The sequence below is a fragment of the Pseudoalteromonas sp. THAF3 genome (assembly GCF_009363775.1).
GTDB classification, from domain to species: domain Bacteria; phylum Pseudomonadota; class Gammaproteobacteria; order Enterobacterales; family Alteromonadaceae; genus Pseudoalteromonas; species Pseudoalteromonas ruthenica.
This window is the reverse complement of the sequence record NZ_CP045418.1, coordinates 2,499,228-2,514,819: the sequence shown is the minus strand read 5'-3', so window position 1 is coordinate 2,514,819 and position 15,592 is coordinate 2,499,228. Positions and strand designations below refer to the sequence as shown.

At 48.1% G+C, this 15,592-nt stretch carries 13 protein-coding genes; 4 read left to right on the top strand and 9 right to left on the bottom strand.

Features of this window, described 5'->3' with window-relative positions:
• Positions 1-243 precede the first annotated feature (243 nt).
• On the bottom strand, positions 244-1,506 hold the full coding sequence (lysA, locus tag FIU82_RS11710) for a diaminopimelate decarboxylase (RefSeq protein WP_152441129.1): 1,263 nt from the start codon (positions 1,504-1,506) through the stop codon (positions 244-246).
• A 91-nt stretch (positions 1,507-1,597) separates the two neighbouring features.
• Between lysA and FIU82_RS11705 the strand changes: the two genes are divergently transcribed.
• Positions 1,598-2,971 (top strand): Na+/H+ antiporter NhaC family protein, encoded by a 1,374-nt coding sequence (locus tag FIU82_RS11705; protein WP_152441128.1) that lies wholly within the window; start codon positions 1,598-1,600, stop codon positions 2,969-2,971.
• A gap of 110 nt (positions 2,972-3,081) precedes the next feature.
• Complete coding sequence (locus FIU82_RS11700) at positions 3,082-3,588, top strand: DUF3087 domain-containing protein (RefSeq protein ID WP_152441127.1); 507 nt, start codon at positions 3,082-3,084, stop codon at positions 3,586-3,588.
• 6 nt (positions 3,589-3,594) lie between these two features.
• Here the strand turns inward: FIU82_RS11700 and FIU82_RS11695 are convergent, their stop codons facing one another.
• The 6 genes from FIU82_RS11695 to FIU82_RS11670 all read right to left on the bottom strand — a co-directional run bounded on the left by FIU82_RS11695 (position 3,595) and on the right by FIU82_RS11670 (position 11,360).
• Positions 3,595-4,293 carry a manganese efflux pump gene (locus FIU82_RS11695; protein WP_152441126.1) on the bottom strand — a complete coding sequence of 233 codons (699 nt, stop codon included), beginning with the start codon at positions 4,291-4,293 and terminating at the stop codon, positions 3,595-3,597.
• Positions 4,293-5,996: a hypothetical protein gene (locus FIU82_RS11690; RefSeq protein ID WP_152441495.1), complete on the bottom strand. Its 1,704-nt coding sequence runs from the start codon at positions 5,994-5,996 to the stop codon at positions 4,293-4,295. Before FIU82_RS11690 ends, FIU82_RS11695 begins: the two co-directional genes overlap by 1 nt.
• A 67-nt stretch (positions 5,997-6,063) precedes the next feature.
• Positions 6,064-7,923, bottom strand: a complete 1,860-nt coding sequence (locus tag FIU82_RS11685) for an alkaline phosphatase PhoX (protein ID WP_138508964.1) — start codon at positions 7,921-7,923, stop codon at positions 6,064-6,066.
• A 243-nt stretch (positions 7,924-8,166) separates the two neighbouring features.
• On the bottom strand, positions 8,167-9,717 hold the full coding sequence (locus tag FIU82_RS11680) for a diguanylate cyclase (RefSeq protein ID WP_152441125.1): 1,551 nt from the start codon (positions 9,715-9,717) through the stop codon (positions 8,167-8,169).
• On the bottom strand, positions 9,707-10,135 hold the full coding sequence (locus FIU82_RS11675) for a hypothetical protein (protein ID WP_152441124.1): 429 nt from the start codon (positions 10,133-10,135) through the stop codon (positions 9,707-9,709). The genes FIU82_RS11680 and FIU82_RS11675 overlap by 11 nt, the downstream gene beginning before the upstream one ends.
• Before the next feature lies 1 nt (position 10,136).
• Positions 10,137-11,360 (bottom strand): porin, encoded by a 1,224-nt coding sequence (locus tag FIU82_RS11670; protein ID WP_022946453.1) that lies wholly within the window; start codon positions 11,358-11,360, stop codon positions 10,137-10,139.
• A 221-nt stretch (positions 11,361-11,581) separates the two neighbouring features.
• Here FIU82_RS11670 and FIU82_RS11665 point away from each other — a divergent pair, with 221 nt between their 5' ends.
• Entirely contained in the window at positions 11,582-12,823 is a 1,242-nt protein-coding gene (locus FIU82_RS11665) for an NRAMP family divalent metal transporter (RefSeq protein WP_253946315.1), read from the top strand.
• Positions 12,824-12,891: 68 nt separating this feature from the next.
• Here the strand turns inward: FIU82_RS11665 and FIU82_RS11660 are convergent, their stop codons facing one another.
• Positions 12,892-14,091, bottom strand: coding sequence for a VWA domain-containing protein (locus FIU82_RS11660; protein WP_022946456.1), 1,200 nt, complete (start codon positions 14,089-14,091; stop codon positions 12,892-12,894).
• Positions 14,091-14,936, bottom strand: coding sequence for a MoxR family ATPase (locus tag FIU82_RS11655; RefSeq protein ID WP_138587913.1), 846 nt, complete (start codon positions 14,934-14,936; stop codon positions 14,091-14,093). Before FIU82_RS11655 ends, FIU82_RS11660 begins: the two co-directional genes overlap by 1 nt.
• Positions 14,937-15,079: 143 nt before the next feature.
• Here FIU82_RS11655 and FIU82_RS11650 point away from each other — a divergent pair, with 143 nt between their 5' ends.
• Positions 15,080-15,556: a DUF2947 family protein gene (locus tag FIU82_RS11650; protein WP_138587912.1), complete on the top strand. Its 477-nt coding sequence runs from the start codon at positions 15,080-15,082 to the stop codon at positions 15,554-15,556.
• Positions 15,557-15,592 lie beyond the last annotated feature (36 nt).

Below are 15,592 nucleotides of genomic sequence, written 5' to 3'. Positions count from 1 at the left end.
ATTTATCGGTTGGACTTTTTACCCTGTGATGTATAAGAGCAACGTCAAATGTTGCTTAACTATTAAACAAGTGTTGCCATTATTAATCAAGAATAAAATTTTCTAACTATTCTTTAAAGTAAAAATAAAATATATAAAAGGAGTGGCGTCTAAGCACCTGAGGTGCCCCCGGGCTTCTGTAGGTTATCTATATAAAAGTTATAAATATGAATTGATTAGAGCCAAGTAGGCTTGGCTCTAAGGCTATAACCAAGAGGGCAGGGAATCCATGGCAATAAGAGTATCGTAATCGATACGCTCGCGAATAATACTGTATTGATCATCCTTTACCAGTACTTCTGGAGCATTAAGGCGGGAATTGTAATGTGAGGCCATCACTGCACCATAGGCGCCTGCGCCCATAATCGCTACCAAATCGCCACTTTGGCACTGGCCAATGGTGCGGCCTTTGGCAAAAGTGTCCCCCGTTTCACACACCGGACCGACAATATCATAAGTGACCTTTTGCGTTTGCTCGGTGACCGTGACAATGTGATGATAGGCATCGTACATACTGGGGCGAATAAGGTCATTCATGGCCGCATCTAAAATTAAAAAGTGACGCTGTTGTCCGGTTTTCACATACTCAACGCGTGACACTAACACCCCGGCATTGCCAAGTATTGAACGCCCCGGCTCGACGATAATTTTACAACCAAGGTGGCCTAAATGGGCTTTGGCAAAGCTAGCATAGGTGGTGATATCTGGCTCTTGGGATTGCTCTCCATAGTTGATCCCAAGCCCGCCGCCAATATCGATGACCTGAATATCAATACCGTGATGCTGCAGGCTTGTCACCAGGTCAGCAACTTTACTAAAGGCCTGGTCAAACGGGGTCAGCTCGGTTAACTGCGAGCCGATATGTACGTCAACACCACTCACCTCGATGCCCGGCAGATTGGCGGCCCGTTTATACAGTGCAGGAGCTAAGTCGATGGCAATACCGAATTTATTCTCGGCCATTCCCGTGGTGATTTTGGCATGGGTCTTGGCTTCAACATCCGGGTTAACACGAATCGAGACCCGCGCGCGTTTGCCCATGCTGTGCGCTTGTTCGCTGATGCGCATCAGCTCCGGTTCGGACTCTACGTTGAACTGTAAAATGTCCTGCGCCAAAGCGTAGCGTATTTCGGCAACACTTTTGCCTACGCCGGCAAAGACGATTTTATCAGCGCTGATCCCGGCGGCTAGGGCTCGCCGTATTTCGCCTTCAGAGACGGTGTCGGCACCGGCGCCTAAATGCGCTAAGGTCGCCAATATTGCCTGATTGGAGTTGGCTTTTACGGCATAACAAATTAAGCTATCCAACCCTGCAAATGCGTCACTGTAGCGCTGGTAATTGCTGGCAATCGCTTTACTGGAATAACAGTAAAAGGGCGTTGGCACCTGCTGAGCAAGCGCTTCTATAGCAAGGCCTTCGACTTGCATTTGCTGACCCACGTAGGGGAAGTAGGGAAGTGGATGCATAACTAAAAAATTACAGTAAATTTAAAATTAATTGAATAATCTATGCTCATTTGCAAGACTATTCAAGCTTTATAAGAACAAGGATAACAACATGTCTTGGTATTCCATTTTGCCGCCATTGATTGCCATTGCAATCGTATTTTGGCGCAAAGAGGTCATAATGGCGCTGTTAGTCGCGGTGGCCTCTTCGGAGTTTTTGCTTGCACTCCACGGTGACGGTAACACACTTTTCTTCACTTTTATTAATACTATAGAACGTGTGGTGGCAACGGCGTCCTCTACGGGGAATAGTCGCGTGCTGTTATTCAGTATTCTTATCGGTGCACTGCTTGCCTACATTCGCGAGTCTGGCGGGGTGGCGGCAACCGTAAACCTGTTAATAGGTAAAGGGGTGGCAAAGTCAAAGCGGCAGGTGGGCTTTTTGACCATGTTTTCCGGTATTGCCGTATTTATCGAGTCAAACCTCAGTGTCTTAACTGCGGGGATCCTTTCACGCGGCCTATTCGATAAATTTAAAATGAGCCGGGCGCGTCTGGCCTATATTATTGATAGCACCAGTGCCCCAGTGTGTATCTTAATCCTGCTTAATGGCTGGGGCGCTTATGTGCTTGGGCTATTAGAAAACTATGAGCTGGAGCAGTCTGCGGTGTCTATCTTATGGGGCAGCATTGGTTATAACTTTTATGCCATTATCGCCTTATTGATCGTGGCCTACACTATCGCCTTCGATAAAGTACACGGACCAATGAAAGTGGCCGAGCAAAAGCTGGAGCGCCTAGAGGTTAACGAAACAGCGGACAAAGGCACTAAAGCACGCTTTATGCTGGTGCCCTTGGCGACATTGATAGTTTCTATGGTTGGTTTTATGTTCTGGACTGGTAACGGTGATATTGCCAGTGGCAGTGGCTCGAAATCAGTGTTGTATGCGACTATTTTAGCCTGTGTTGTTGCTTATTTCTTACTCAGTACAAGTCGCCAATTCAGCCATCACCAATTGGTGGACATGGGCTTTAAAGGCATGGGCGAGCTATTGCCATTGGTGGCCATAGTGTTGCTATCGATGACCTTGGGCGCGAGTTTAAAAGAACTCGGTACAGGGGTGTTTGTTGCTTCACTGGTAGGCGATTACCTGCCGTTGGTATTGGTGGTGCCAATGCTGTTTGTGACCGGCGCGGTGATCTCCTTTACCACCGGCACCTCGTGGGGCACCTTTGCTATTTTAATACCCATAGGTGTGCCGCTGATCCAAGCGTTAGGATTACCGCCTTCATTGGTAATAGCCGCTATTTTAGGGGGTGGCGTGTTCGGCGATCACTGCTCACCAATTTCTGATACCAGTGCGGTGTCTGCCATTGCTTCGGGCTCCGATCTGCTTACTCACGTAAAAACGCAAATGCCTTATGCTTTATTCGGCGGTGCGTTAACTTTTATTGCTTACCTATTGGTGAGTTTCATCGTTATTTAACAACTAGGCCCATAGCCGATGACTGTGGGCCAGTGTTTATCCATAAGTGATAGTACTTTGCTCGCAGCGCTTGCTATAATCGCTGCGTTTTTATATCTGTGGTTGCCCTTATGAAGTTACAGCAAATCGATAAAGCGCGTTATAGAAAGCATTTAAACCGAGTTTTAGCTGCATGTATTGGTGCCTTGGTCTTGGGAAGTCTCGGCATTGCGCGATTACTGATTATCGCTTTTCCCAGTGCATCCGGCAGTCATTTTCACTGGAACTTGATCGGCGTGATTATCACCTGTGCGGCCATTGCCTTGGTGCTTAAACGTGTGCAACACCACCCGTATTTGCGAGAAGTGCTGTATGTATGGCATTTAAAACAGGCGCTGAATCAGATCACACGCCGCCTGCGTAAAATTAAGGCGGCGGCGGAGCAAGGCAATGTCGAGGCCATGCATGCCTTGCAGTTCAGTTATTCTGGTTCGCGCCAGCTTTGGCAACTTGACGATAACACCATCACCATGGACGAATTAGCACTGGAGCAGGCCAAACTTGACACCTTAGCCGAACGTTACCAAGTTGAGCCCAGCGCGGAGCGTTATCACAGCAGCACCCTTAAGCAATTTTAAGCTTGGCTAAGCACACTTAGGTGTGCCTGCTTGGCCTACCTTGCGAAGCGCTAATAGCAGTGCGTTAATAATCGCACACAGTGCCCAAATAGCCCACCAAGGGGTATCCCAAGCAAAGGTATAGCGCAGCAAAGCCAGTACCGCGAAATAGCTAATCACCGAATACTGTAACCACAGGCCAAGCTGGTGGCTGAAGTGTGTTGGCGCATAAAGCACAGCTTTGCGGCCAAGGTGTAAGCTAGCGACTGCCAAGAGCGCGACCACCAGACCCACTATCACAAATGACAACCACACCATCCACTGCGCCCAGTCGATGACTTGTGCAGATTTAGCCGGCCCCGACCATAGTGCATCCCAACTAACGGTAACGATCAGTGCCGCACTCAGTAATTTGGGGTCTATACCAGGGGCGTGCTCGCTATTGCTGCGATACTCACAGATCAAGTAATAACCTACAAATATGAATGCGATAACTCCGACAATTGGAGTGAGTACGGGGACTTGCTGCACGCTAAAATAAGCCGCGAGGTAACCAAGCATAGGAAACACCGTATGTGTAAGTGTGACCCCCGCTATCCAAGTGAATACGCTGCGCCGACTCGTGAGTTGTTTGGCTTGGGTTAGGGTGGCGATGGCGACATCAGCACCAATTCCTAAGCCCATGAGCAGACTTGCTAATACAAAAGCTTCTATGGGTGTGCCCATCACTCACTCTCCTGAACAGTGGACGTGCGGGCTTCATCGCGTCGCTGAGCATGCCCCCAGTCTAGGCGCATATCCCATACGTACCGATGTTGCTCTTCGAGTGGTGCCTGGGATTCATCTACTTGCTGTAATACGTTAGTGGCCTTGGCAATGGTTGCATCACGGCCAAATAAATAGCTCTGCTCAGCGACAATTGTGCGATACGCTTTATTTAGGTCCAGTGCTCGGCGCGGTGAGGGAGTGATCAACTCGTAAATGCTGTCGATGGCTGTCACCTTAGCTTTATTCACACTGCCATCTGAGTTGAACCAACGTCGCAGCATTTCTTTGTTCTGTCGGAATTCATCGCCACCTCCCACTCGTTGAAGGTAAGTTAAAAACTCGCCTTGGGTTTCACCAATGTTGGGTGCATCGTGCATACTTGCCAAGTTTATATAGCCCCAGCCTTCTCGCCCTGTGACTTTGCGTGGAAAGGAAAAGGTTTGATCAAACGTCGCTCCCACGGTTTTATGGCAGCCATTGCAAAATGCCATTTCCTGAATGTCTTGGTGGCGTAGTTGCCCTTGCTCATCTTCGATATAGCCATTGATGGTCCACCCAAACATATTATTAATGCCTTTATCACCCAATGGTCGAGTGCGTGGCAGTTTCTCGAAGTGCTTCTCTTTCGCCTCACTGTAATAGAAAGAAGCCAAGCGTGCTTTTGATTTAAAGTTGTGTTTGCGCATGTAGCGTACTTCTTTCATGCGTGGTGCATTATAAATACGCCCTTGTGGGTCCACGCCAATGTAACGCACGGTGTGTAAAAACTCAGTCTCTTGAGGGTAGAGCTGGTAAGCCAATTCGATATCTTGGGCATCGCCTAAATAGTGACTGCGTTTGCTAATAGCGTGTATTTGCTTTTCGAGCCGGTTGTTGCCGTTAAGATCTACACCGATCGCTTGCTCGGAGATAGAAGGCGTACTCAATTGCTTTAAGCCCTTGATGGCCATCTCCACTAAGCTGAGGTTGGCAATGTATACATCTTGATTATATTGCCCGTTAAGTTCACGAAAGGGGGCACCAAGGCGGATCATCACATCACCGGTGGAGCCGTTGGTGGGCCAAAAGGTGCTAGGGAAGGGCTTGTAATTAAACGCAACCCAGTGGCTCTTATCGCGAGCAAAACCAAGCTCATCAAAGGCTTGCTGCGGATAAGCAAGGTTTTGAATATGCGCTATTTCACCTTGCCACTCGCTGTCGGCCCGCAGTTTTTCAATAAATGGCGAATAGTTATCTTCGTTAATCCACTGCTTTATTTCTTCATCGGAAATAGATGCGATCATCTCACTGCGGTCAATAAATAAATTACGCCAATGATTCTTCATTCCCAAATCCGAGAACTGGTATTCACCTTGCAAATTACCATCATTCATTTGGTTCGGACGTTTGCTGTCTTGGCGGTCTGTCTGATGACAGGCGTAGCAAGGGTTATGTTTACCTTGTGTTTTAGTGTAGCACTGCGGCGGGATCACCGACTCAGGGTTATACACTGCACCATGCTTTAAATAGGCGGTTGCCGGAATTTGCTCTGTGGGCTGGTAGGCAAAGTCTGCGTTCTCACTGGTAGTTGTAGTCGTCGATAATGGTTGCGTACGCTGTTGTTCCGAGCATGCACACAGCAAAACAGCCAGTGCAAGGGCCAGCGCCGAGTTAAGTTTCATCATAATGGCACACCGATGGGAAGTTATAGGTAAATGAGGGGGGCAACCCCCTCATAGAGTGCGAGGATTAGTTGCCCGCTGGGTCGTACAACCAAAGGGTGTTGTTTTCTTGGAATCCATCCTCACCGATGATCACGCGACCATCGCGCATGACAATGGTGTTATCTGGTTGTGATAACTGCTCTACGTCACAACGTGCTGCGCCATCAAGACTGCGGCGATAGGTGGAACCCATTACCACAGGCTCAATACGAGTGAGGCTGTAGTTGCTGTCTATGTGTGCACGATATAAGCCACCACAGTCTTCCACGCGATTGGATAATTGCATGTCTCCTTCATCGTCAATCATGGTGTTATCGATATCAGCGATACCAATATACATAAACGCTTCGGTGACGATTTCATCAGCAATCATATCTTGGCCAGTGATTGCTTCCATGACGCGGTCATGATTGATACTAATGCCTTCGAGCTTACGCCACTCTGCGGTGGCTCCTTTTAAGCGAGCTGCTTGGCGAGATTCTAAAAAGGCCGCTCGGTCATCCATAGGCTCACCAGCGGTAACAGGGCTTCCGCCTTGTGCTTCACTTGGGTAATGAGTGGCGCCATCAGCCCAGGCCTGTACGTCAGCCATGCTCATGTAGCTGGTTTTACCTGCAACATAGTCACTGGTATCAATGCCATCATAATCAGCAATCCAAGCTGCAATTGTGGTGTTATCGCCACTGGCCAGAGCCACCCATTCTACATCAAATCCTGTGACCGCTGGGTCACTAAGGCCTTCATCCTGAGTCAATTTTGCCCCGTATAGTGTGCCAGCACTCAAATCTTCCGGGGTATCGGCGACAAATTTAAACAACACCCCACCGGTATCATCTTGTGACGAGTAGACGGTTTTTCTATCCGGCATAACCACTGAGTTTTCATGCTCGTAGCGGCCAATAGTGTAGTGCTTTACCACTTCTGGATTGGCGCTGGTGGGCGCGGTGATTTCGGCAATGTAGCCATAACGGTAGGGATTAGGAAAATCCGGTGCTGTAAGCATCTCAAGACCATCGGTACTAGTGTCTGCTGGATCATTCCAACTGGCATCGGTGGTTGAGTCAACGCTTGAGCGCACAATCCACTCTTCTGAAGTTAATGGGGTGCCCCAAGGAGACACTGAACCAAAGCAGTTAGCTGCGGTGCCCCAAACATTATCGAAATCAACCATCATGGCTTCAGCGATTGACCAAGTACCTTGAGTATTTTTGCTTAGCTTTAAGCGGCTAACTCCCCCAGGGTATGACTCCCAGTTCGTGAATAAGTAGCCCTCATTGTCGCTAGTAGGGATAAAGCCGTTAAAATCTGGGTTTTCATTCTCAATAATTTTCTCATTGCCGACCATGGAGTAATGTACACCTAACCCACCGGGCAAGCCTTTATCACCTAAATCAGCAAAGGTATCACCGGTCTGGCCTAATACTTGGTATTGGCCAACCGCTGACACTACGGTTTGACGCTCATAATCCGATTCTGGCACTGGTGAGCTAACGATATTTTTAGGCAGCTGGTTGAAGTTTACGCCCGCTAGTACGCCTACGGTACCACGATTAATAGCGCGGCCATTGAACTCATCCATGGCGGCATTGGTGTCATCAGGGTGCTGAACATTGAAAAACAAATCGCCCTGACGAGTTAAGAATGCACCGGTCACTTCAGCTCCAGCAGGTACTGTTGCCAAGCGTGTTAATTTACCACTTGCTTGTGCATTTGCGCCGTCTTCGCCACTTGCTCCATCTTGGCCATCGGCGCCATCCTGTCCAGCTGGGCCTTGTTCACCAACCGGGCCTTGCGGACCTTGTTCACCGTCGTCGCCATCGCAGGCTGCCAACGCTAAGACCATGGAAGCAGTCAAAAAAGATAATTTTAGCTTAGTATTAAGCATGTGAAACGCCCCTTCACTTATAGTTATTTAATCAATGTTGCAGTCGATACTGCGACCTAAGGTCTCGCTGCAGCGATATAATTGCCTGTTGAAAGCGGGGCTTATACTAGGGAGCGGTTATTGCAAAGTGATGGACAAAAGAAGACCTTTTTGTGGTACTTATAATACACTAATGTGACTTTATAACGTTTTTGTAGAGAGGTATGCGCATCCGCTATATCAAAATAGAGGCGCTGAGCTTGGCTAAATATCAGCCATAGCAACGGCATTTTTTTGCTGGTTTTTTACCTTGTACATGGCTTGATCGGCGGCAATCACTAGATCTTGTAAGGTGGTACCGTGTTCAGGGGAAGTGGCGATACCTATGCTGGCGCCGACACTCACTTGCTCGCCATTGTCCAATCGTGTGGCTTGGCTGAGCGCCTCTCGGAGTTTGTCGGCAAGGTGTAACGCCGGTGTTTGTTCAAGCGCATCGAGAATGATGACAAACTCATCACCACCCCAACGAATACATACATCCTCTTTGCGCACATGGTGTTGTAGTTGTGTTGCCACATGGCAAAGGATGTCGTCGCCTGCGTCGTGGCCATACACATCATTGATCGGTTTAAAGCCGTCAAGATCAATCAACATCAAGGTAATGTCTTGGTCGTTATCAAGGCGTTGTTGCGCCGCCTGTTCGCCTCCTAGGCGGTTAAATAAGCCTGTTAAACGGTCTGTGGTGGCTGCTTCGTTAAGCTCAGCGACCATTTTTTTGTGGCGAGTAATATCATTAATAAAAATCTGTAGGTAGGTATCTTGTTCCTTACCATAGCTGCGAGTAACAAGGATATGAGCCCAAATGCAATCTTGTTGGCAGTCAGTACATAGCTGGTACTCACCGGTGGCAATATCATGCTGATCTAGGGAGTTGCGAATAGAGCGGATGATTTTTTCAGGCTCATTAAAAGTGCGCGCCACAAGCTGATACAAATCCTTTTCCAAAGGAATACCGAGGCGGTTAAACAGCCGCTCTGTGGACGCGTTATAAAGGATGATATTGCCTTCGCGGCGGGCGAGGATCATTGCCGACGCGGCATGCTCGAATAACAACCGTAGCCGACCTTCTAGCTTTTGTACCTCTGAGCGCAGAGCTCGCTCTTGGTTAAAGAGTCGCTCTGTTTGCGCTAGCATAGCGTTAATGCTGTGGGTAATTTCGCCTATTTCACTGGCGTTGTGCGCGAATGGGATGTGCAAGCGATTATCGCCGCTGGGGGTGATGCCCTTAAGCTGAGTGTTAAGTCGCGTCATCGGCTTGGTAATTATAAAATAAGCCAAAACCGTAAAGGTGAGTAATACGGCAAGGGTTTGAAAGACTAATAGTTGCGCACTGGATTGTGCTATTGACCGTGCTCGCTGTTCTATCATTGACCACGCTGGCAATAGACGCATTTGTCCGACCGCCTCATTGGCGAAAAAGGGATTATACAAGGTGAAAGTTTTTGCTTGCTGCCAATCACCTTCGCCTTGACTGGCTAATGGCTGAGTGCCTTGGATTTGCGCGGCAAGAATACTGTCGTTCTTTAACAGGCCACTGATAACTTCGATTGCTAAGTCTTCGTCTTGCAAGTAAGCGGCAATAGAGGCAGTGCTCGAGACTGTCATATGCAGCTGAGCAATTGCAAGGTTGGCTTTCTCTACCTCCTGCTGGTAGACGCTACGGTAATAGTATTTCACTGCGATAACGCCAACGATTAACGAAGTGAGTACAAGCGCAATGGCTAAGCGCAGGATCAGGCTATGTTTATTGAACAAGAGTATAAACTACCTTCACGTCGTTAGTGACTTCTTTAAGCTTTACATAGCCGATGGCATTGTCAATTTCTCGGACCCTTTTTATTACCTCAGCGCTGCTTGCCATAGTTAAAGGCGGCTTTGCATGGCCACTGAACTTGACCCGAGACCAATACGCATTAATGCTGCCAATCGGACGCTTAGTTAGACCTTGATAGAACTGCTCACGCAGCAATGAATCCGGTTGCATGTCCAAAGGTGCGACATGTTCCCCAGAGGGAAAAGCGATAAGTCGACCCATATACAAGTCAACTAACTGCTTGGTGGTTAAACTTTGCGTAGGGTTTGCCTTATTAACTATAACGGCTATTTTTTCTTGTCCGTACGCAACAGCGCTCAATAAAGCGTAAAGTGCGCACGTGATGATGAAGGCTCTCATACTAGAACACCCAATCAATCGTCGCGCTTACAACGGTGAACGATTCTGGCGTAGAAAACACCTCGCGGCGCAGCATAAATTGGTTATCGCTGCTGTCTAAATCAATGTACTCGAGCTGCAGTTTAGCCGCCATATCAGCGCGAAAATCATAGCGAGTGCTGAGCGAAGTTGTTGACTGATCGTTGACGTAATAGTTAAAGCCGCGCTCAAGCTGAAAATGCAGTTCATCGGCGAGGGGGTTTGTTAGTCGTGGTTTATCAATCTGCTGGCGCTTGCCATGCGTCACTGAGTAACCCAGTTGCACCGTGAAATCTTGCCACCTTGTGCCGAAAACGACATAACCGTTGTGCAAATGTTTGAGAATGTCTGAATCAGCACTGACACGGGCAATTTCCGATTGCACATAGTACTGACCGTTATCGTACTTTGCGCCTAAGGTCACGTACTGCAACCGTGTATCCACCGTTTTTAAACGCTTGGCAATATCTTGTGCTTGAGGCCAGATTTGTTCAGGCACACTTTGCGCCAGCTCGCGTAGTTGGGCGTAATGGTCGGGCTCATTATCGATATAGGCTTGGGTATAATTGGCTCGCCAAAGCCAGTTACCTTGCTCTAGTGTGAGCGTAGCGCCAGCGATATCATCAAGAGCTATTCGCCATTGAAAATCGAAATTTGTAAGGTAATCCTTTGACTTGCCGTAATACCAGCGTGTGGAGAACATTCCCTGATCGGTGGCGTGGGCTGAAGATAGTTCGATACCATCAATGCTGCGATGGGGAATAAGGCCATAAAACTCAATGGGTGCGTGGGTCGCTGTATAGGCATAGCCTATGTTGCGATAAGGACTCATCATAAACAAATCAAACGCGGTACGCCCGGCTTTGATGGTCCAGTTTGGCTTTGGTGAGTAACTTAAAAAGGCCAGTTGGGTAACATCGCCAAGGCTATAGTCGGGGTGGCTTTTCAGTACCCATTGGCCCGTAAAGCCCCACTGAGTATTAAACTGCTTGTGTAACTGAATGCCTAATCGCGACAACGAGGAAAAGTCTAATTCAGAGTTTGTTTTACCATCGGTTACCGATACATCAGTACGAAACCCGTATTGCTCGGATTCATTATAGCTTACGCCGACAGTGGCGAAGCCGCTAAGTTGAGCGGGCTGTGCCAGTGCTGCCGCGCTACTAATAAGCAATGAAAAACCACTAAGTGAACGAAATAAGCGCATGATGCCTCTGAAATTTAGCCATAAAAAAAGGAGCCTGATGTGGGCTCCTTGCTTACGAATCGCGGCGAATTATAAGAAGGTTAGCTGCAACTGGCAACTAAGTGGTCAGTCCTGTTTGCTATTTGAGCACCTAAGTTGATTAAAAATAGTGCACTATGTACTTGAATTGAATGATGATTCCACCTAGCCTGAGAGCCTAGAAAAAAATATAAGAAAAACCCATGCAGTTAGTCAATTATGCGCAGTATGTAAAGGCTTTAGGGCCGGGAATATTAATGGCGACTGCCGCCATCGGCGGCTCACACCTGGTTGCTTCGACCCAAGCTGGGGCGTTATTTGGGTGGCCGCTGTTATGGCTGATCATCGCCGTGAATGCGCTTAAATACCCTTTTTTTCGTTTCGGCGTGCATTACACCTTGGCGACCAACGACAACCTAGTCGAGGGTTACAAAAAGCAGGGGCCTGGATTTTTTTATAGCTTTGTGGCTTTGAACCTGATTGCAGCGGTTGTTAACACTGCTGGGGTACTGCTATTAACGGCGGCGCTGGCCCATTATATGCTCGGTGGAGCGCTTGGGTTAACGGCGTTATCAGCCCTGATACTGTTGTTTTGTCTGATATTGCTATTGTTAGGCCATTATCGCGCCTTAGACAGCGTGGCTAAAGTAATTATGGCGGTACTGGCGTTGAGCACGCTAGGTGCATTGGCCATTGCCTTGGTGCAAAGCGGCGGTGCACCGATGGCCATGAGCGCAGAGTTTCAAGCGCCCGACCTCTTTTCTCTGGCGGCGCTGAGCTTTATTGTAGTGATGATGGGGTGGATGCCCGCACCTATCGAAATCTCCGCGCTTAACTCATTGTGGCTGCAAGCAAAGCGGCGCAATACCACGATAACTACAAACACTGGCTTATTCGACTTTAACTTGGGGTATGTGGTCACTGCGCTCTTGGCAGTGGTATTTTTTGCCTTAGGGGTGTTGATACAATACGGCAGCAGCAGTGAGATTGCTTTGGCTGGGGTCGCGTTTGCACAGCAGCTCATTGATATGTATACGCAAACCATAGGTGAGTGGTCGCGTTGGCTGATTGCCGCCGTGGCGTTCTTATGTATGTTGGGGACCACGCTTACGGTGCTAGATGGGTATGCCCGCACGCTGTTTACCAGTGCCAAGTTAATTAACCGTCAGTTGCTACCACGTCATCTCCACTCCTGGCTGATACTGCAAGCGGGTGCCGGGATGGCAGTGATCTTATTTTTTAAAAGCAACTTAAAAGAAATGCTTACCTTTGCCATGACCCTTGCCTTTTTAACCACGCCGGTATTTGCATGGCTTAATATGCGTTTGGTCAAACAGGCAAACATCAATCAACCAACTTGGTTAAAAGCGTTAAGCTGGTTGGGCATGGCCTATTTAATTAGCTTTAGCCTGGGTTTTGTCGCCCTACAGTTTTGGTCGAGTTAAACAGCGGTGGATTTGCGAAAACAATAATGTGCTTTTTCTGATCCAGATGTTATTCCATGTTGCCACAGCTAAGTTAACGCTTTAATTGCTGCACTAATACCATCAAGGGTGAGCGGAAACATGCGGCTTTGCTCGTTACTTGCCATGAGTTGGTCTATCATCTCGATGGAGTGGTAATAACGCCAATGCGATTGTGGCTGTGGGTTGAGCCACACCACTTTGTCAAAATGTTGGGTAATGCGCTGTAGCCATAACGCGCCAGGCTCTTCATTCCAATGCTCAACACTGCCACCGGGGTAGGCTATCTCGTATGGGCCCATGGTGGCATCACCGACAAAGATGACTTTGTAATCGCTACCAAAGCGCTGCATCAGGTTGTGGGTATCAATGACTTGGTCGTGACGACGGTCATTGTCTTGCCATAGGTGTTCATACACGCAATTGTGGAAGTAAAAGAACTCCAGATGTTTAAACTCACCATGAGCGGCGCTGAACAACTGTTCGCATAGGTGAATATGGTCATCCATGGAGCCGCCAATATCGAACAGCATAATGACATTTACGGCGTTATGGCGCTCGGGTGCCATTTTTACATCCAACATGCCCCCTTGTTTCGCCGTTGCCCGAATAGTCTCAGGTAAATCTAAGGTATCACTGGCTCCGGTACGGGCAAACTTACGCAGTTTTTTCAATGCCAGCTTCATGGTCCGAGAGCTGATATCTGCGCTGCTATCGAGGTTACGATACTGGCGTTTATCCCACACTTTTACCGCGCGGCGCTGCCGTGACCCTGGTTGGCCAATGCGAATACCCTCGGGGTTATAGCCAAAAGCACCAAAGGGCGAGGTGCCGCCGGTGCCTATCCATTTATTACCACCGGCATGGCGTTTTTGTTGTTCTTCAAAGCGTTTCTTTAATTCTTCCATGAGCTTATCTAAACCGCCCATGGCCTCTATTTGTTCTTTTTCTGCCGCACTTAAGTGCTTTTCAAACTCTTTGCGTAGCCACTCATCTGGAAGCGTATGCTGGGCTTTCAGAGCCTCGAGTAAATCGACATCTTCTATGCCTTCGAAATAGTCGGCAAAGGCTTTATCAAAACGGTCGAAATGAGTTTCATCCTTGACCATAACAGTGCGAGCAAGGTGATAGAAACCTTCGGTATCGGCAAATACCACGCCCGCTTTGAGGGCCGCTAACAAATCCAGCAACTCGCGCAGGCTGACTGGCAAGCGATACTTACGTAGCGTGAAGAAGAACTCAATTAACATTAGCGGCGGCTCATAAACGCAAGCTTTTCAATTAACGACACATCCTGCTCGTTTTTAAGCAGGGCACCAAATAATGGCATTAACCCGCCTTTATCTGCGCTTTGTTGCAGCACCTCGGGGCTGATGTCTTCAGCCATTAACAATTTAAGCCAGTCGAGAAGCTCGCTGGTGGAAGGCTTTTTCTTTAAGCCATCGACTTGGCGCAAGCCAAAAAACACCTCTAGCGCCTCACGCAATAGCGTTTGTTTAATGTCGGGGTAGTGAACATCGACAATTTGCTGCATTTCATCAGGACTTGGAAAGTCGATGTAGTGGAAAAAGCAACGGCGTAAAAAAGCATCGGGAAGTTCTTTTTCGTTGTTGGAGGTGATAATGACAATGGGGCGTTGTTTAGCGACTACGCGCTCACCGGTTTCATAGACAAAGAACTCCATCTTATCGAGCTCCAGCAGTAAGTCGTTCGGAAACTCGATGTCGGCTTTGTCGATTTCATCAATTAACAGCACCGGACGCGGACCTTGTTCATCGCTTGCAAACGCTTGCCATAACTTCCCTTTAACTATGTAATTGCCGATATCATGGACACGCTCATCACCTAGTTGCGAGTCACGAAGGCGAGATACCGCATCATATTCGTAGAGCCCTTGCTGCGCCTTGGTGGTGGACTTTATATGCCACTGAATCAGTTCACTGCCTATGCTTTTAGCGAGCTCTTCAGCCAATAAGGTTTTTCCTGTTCCGGGCTCGCCTTTGATCAGCAGCGGTTTTTGTAGGGCAATAGCCGCGTTGACAGCTTGTTTTAAGGCGCTACTGGCAATGTAGTGGTCGGTAGAATCGAAATGCACGGAATAATCCTGTTACTGGTCTGACATCAATGTGCTTAGTCTGCCATAGTTCGATTTGTACACCAAGTCATGCTGTGACAGCGCTCGCTAACACAGGTATAATGGCCGATATTGTTTCGCGCTGCGATAAGTTGCCATATTGAATGAATTACTTGTGTTTGGATGAATACGCAAAGGCTTGGGTGTTTAAGCACCAAGAGCTATTGATAGCCCCACAACAGTTGGCGCAGATAAAACCGATGACGCCAACCCGTTCTGCGGTGCTGTGGTCGACCTTTATCAGTCGGGATAAGGACCACCCGGATTTCTTTAGCGAAGATGATTGGCTATGCCAAGCGCAGCACTGGCAAGCGCAAGAGGTGTTTTGGGAGCAGGCATTCGAAGATGAAACAGCAATCCCTGAGCAGATTCTTAGTCATTTAGATTGGCAAGACAACACCACAGTCTATTTTTGTAATAGCCGCGTTGAGGTTATCGAAACTCGGTTTGATGTGTTTAAACAACATTGGCAAAACTTTATGTTTTTAGCTGATGGCAGCATTTTGATCGGCAAAAAACGCCCTCAAGTGGTGCAATTCATGGAAACAGGTTTTGCCCGCCTAGGTGAGCAACCTAAATAGCGCGAGTATCTTGAAGCATCGGACAGATATCATGCT

What these genes read in the sequence shown, in the direction of transcription:
- lysA (WP_152441129.1), bottom strand. Translation starts at nt 1,506, where the DNA reads ATGCATCCACTTCCCTACTTCCCCTACGTGGGTCAGCAAATGCAAGTC.
- FIU82_RS11705 (WP_152441128.1), top strand. Translation starts at nt 1,598, where the DNA reads ATGTCTTGGTATTCCATTTTGCCGCCATTGATTGCCATTGCAATCGTA.
- FIU82_RS11700 (WP_152441127.1), top strand. Translation starts at nt 3,082, where the DNA reads ATGAAGTTACAGCAAATCGATAAAGCGCGTTATAGAAAGCATTTAAAC.
- FIU82_RS11695 (WP_152441126.1), bottom strand. Translation starts at nt 4,293, where the DNA reads ATGGGCACACCCATAGAAGCTTTTGTATTAGCAAGTCTGCTCATGGGC.
- FIU82_RS11690 (WP_152441495.1), bottom strand. Translation starts at nt 5,996, where the DNA reads ATGAAACTTAACTCGGCGCTGGCCCTTGCACTGGCTGTTTTGCTGTGT.
- FIU82_RS11685 (WP_138508964.1), bottom strand. Translation starts at nt 7,923, where the DNA reads ATGCTTAATACTAAGCTAAAATTATCTTTTTTGACTGCTTCCATGGTC.
- FIU82_RS11675 (WP_152441124.1), bottom strand. Translation starts at nt 10,135, where the DNA reads ATGAGAGCCTTCATCATCACGTGCGCACTTTACGCTTTATTGAGCGCT.
- FIU82_RS11670 (WP_022946453.1), bottom strand. Translation starts at nt 11,360, where the DNA reads ATGCGCTTATTTCGTTCACTTAGTGGTTTTTCATTGCTTATTAGTAGC.
- FIU82_RS11665 (WP_253946315.1), top strand. Translation starts at nt 11,582, where the DNA reads ATGCAGTTAGTCAATTATGCGCAGTATGTAAAGGCTTTAGGGCCGGGA.
- FIU82_RS11660 (WP_022946456.1), bottom strand. Translation starts at nt 14,091, where the DNA reads ATGTTAATTGAGTTCTTCTTCACGCTACGTAAGTATCGCTTGCCAGTC.
- FIU82_RS11650 (WP_138587912.1), top strand. Translation starts at nt 15,080, where the DNA reads ATGAATTACTTGTGTTTGGATGAATACGCAAAGGCTTGGGTGTTTAAG.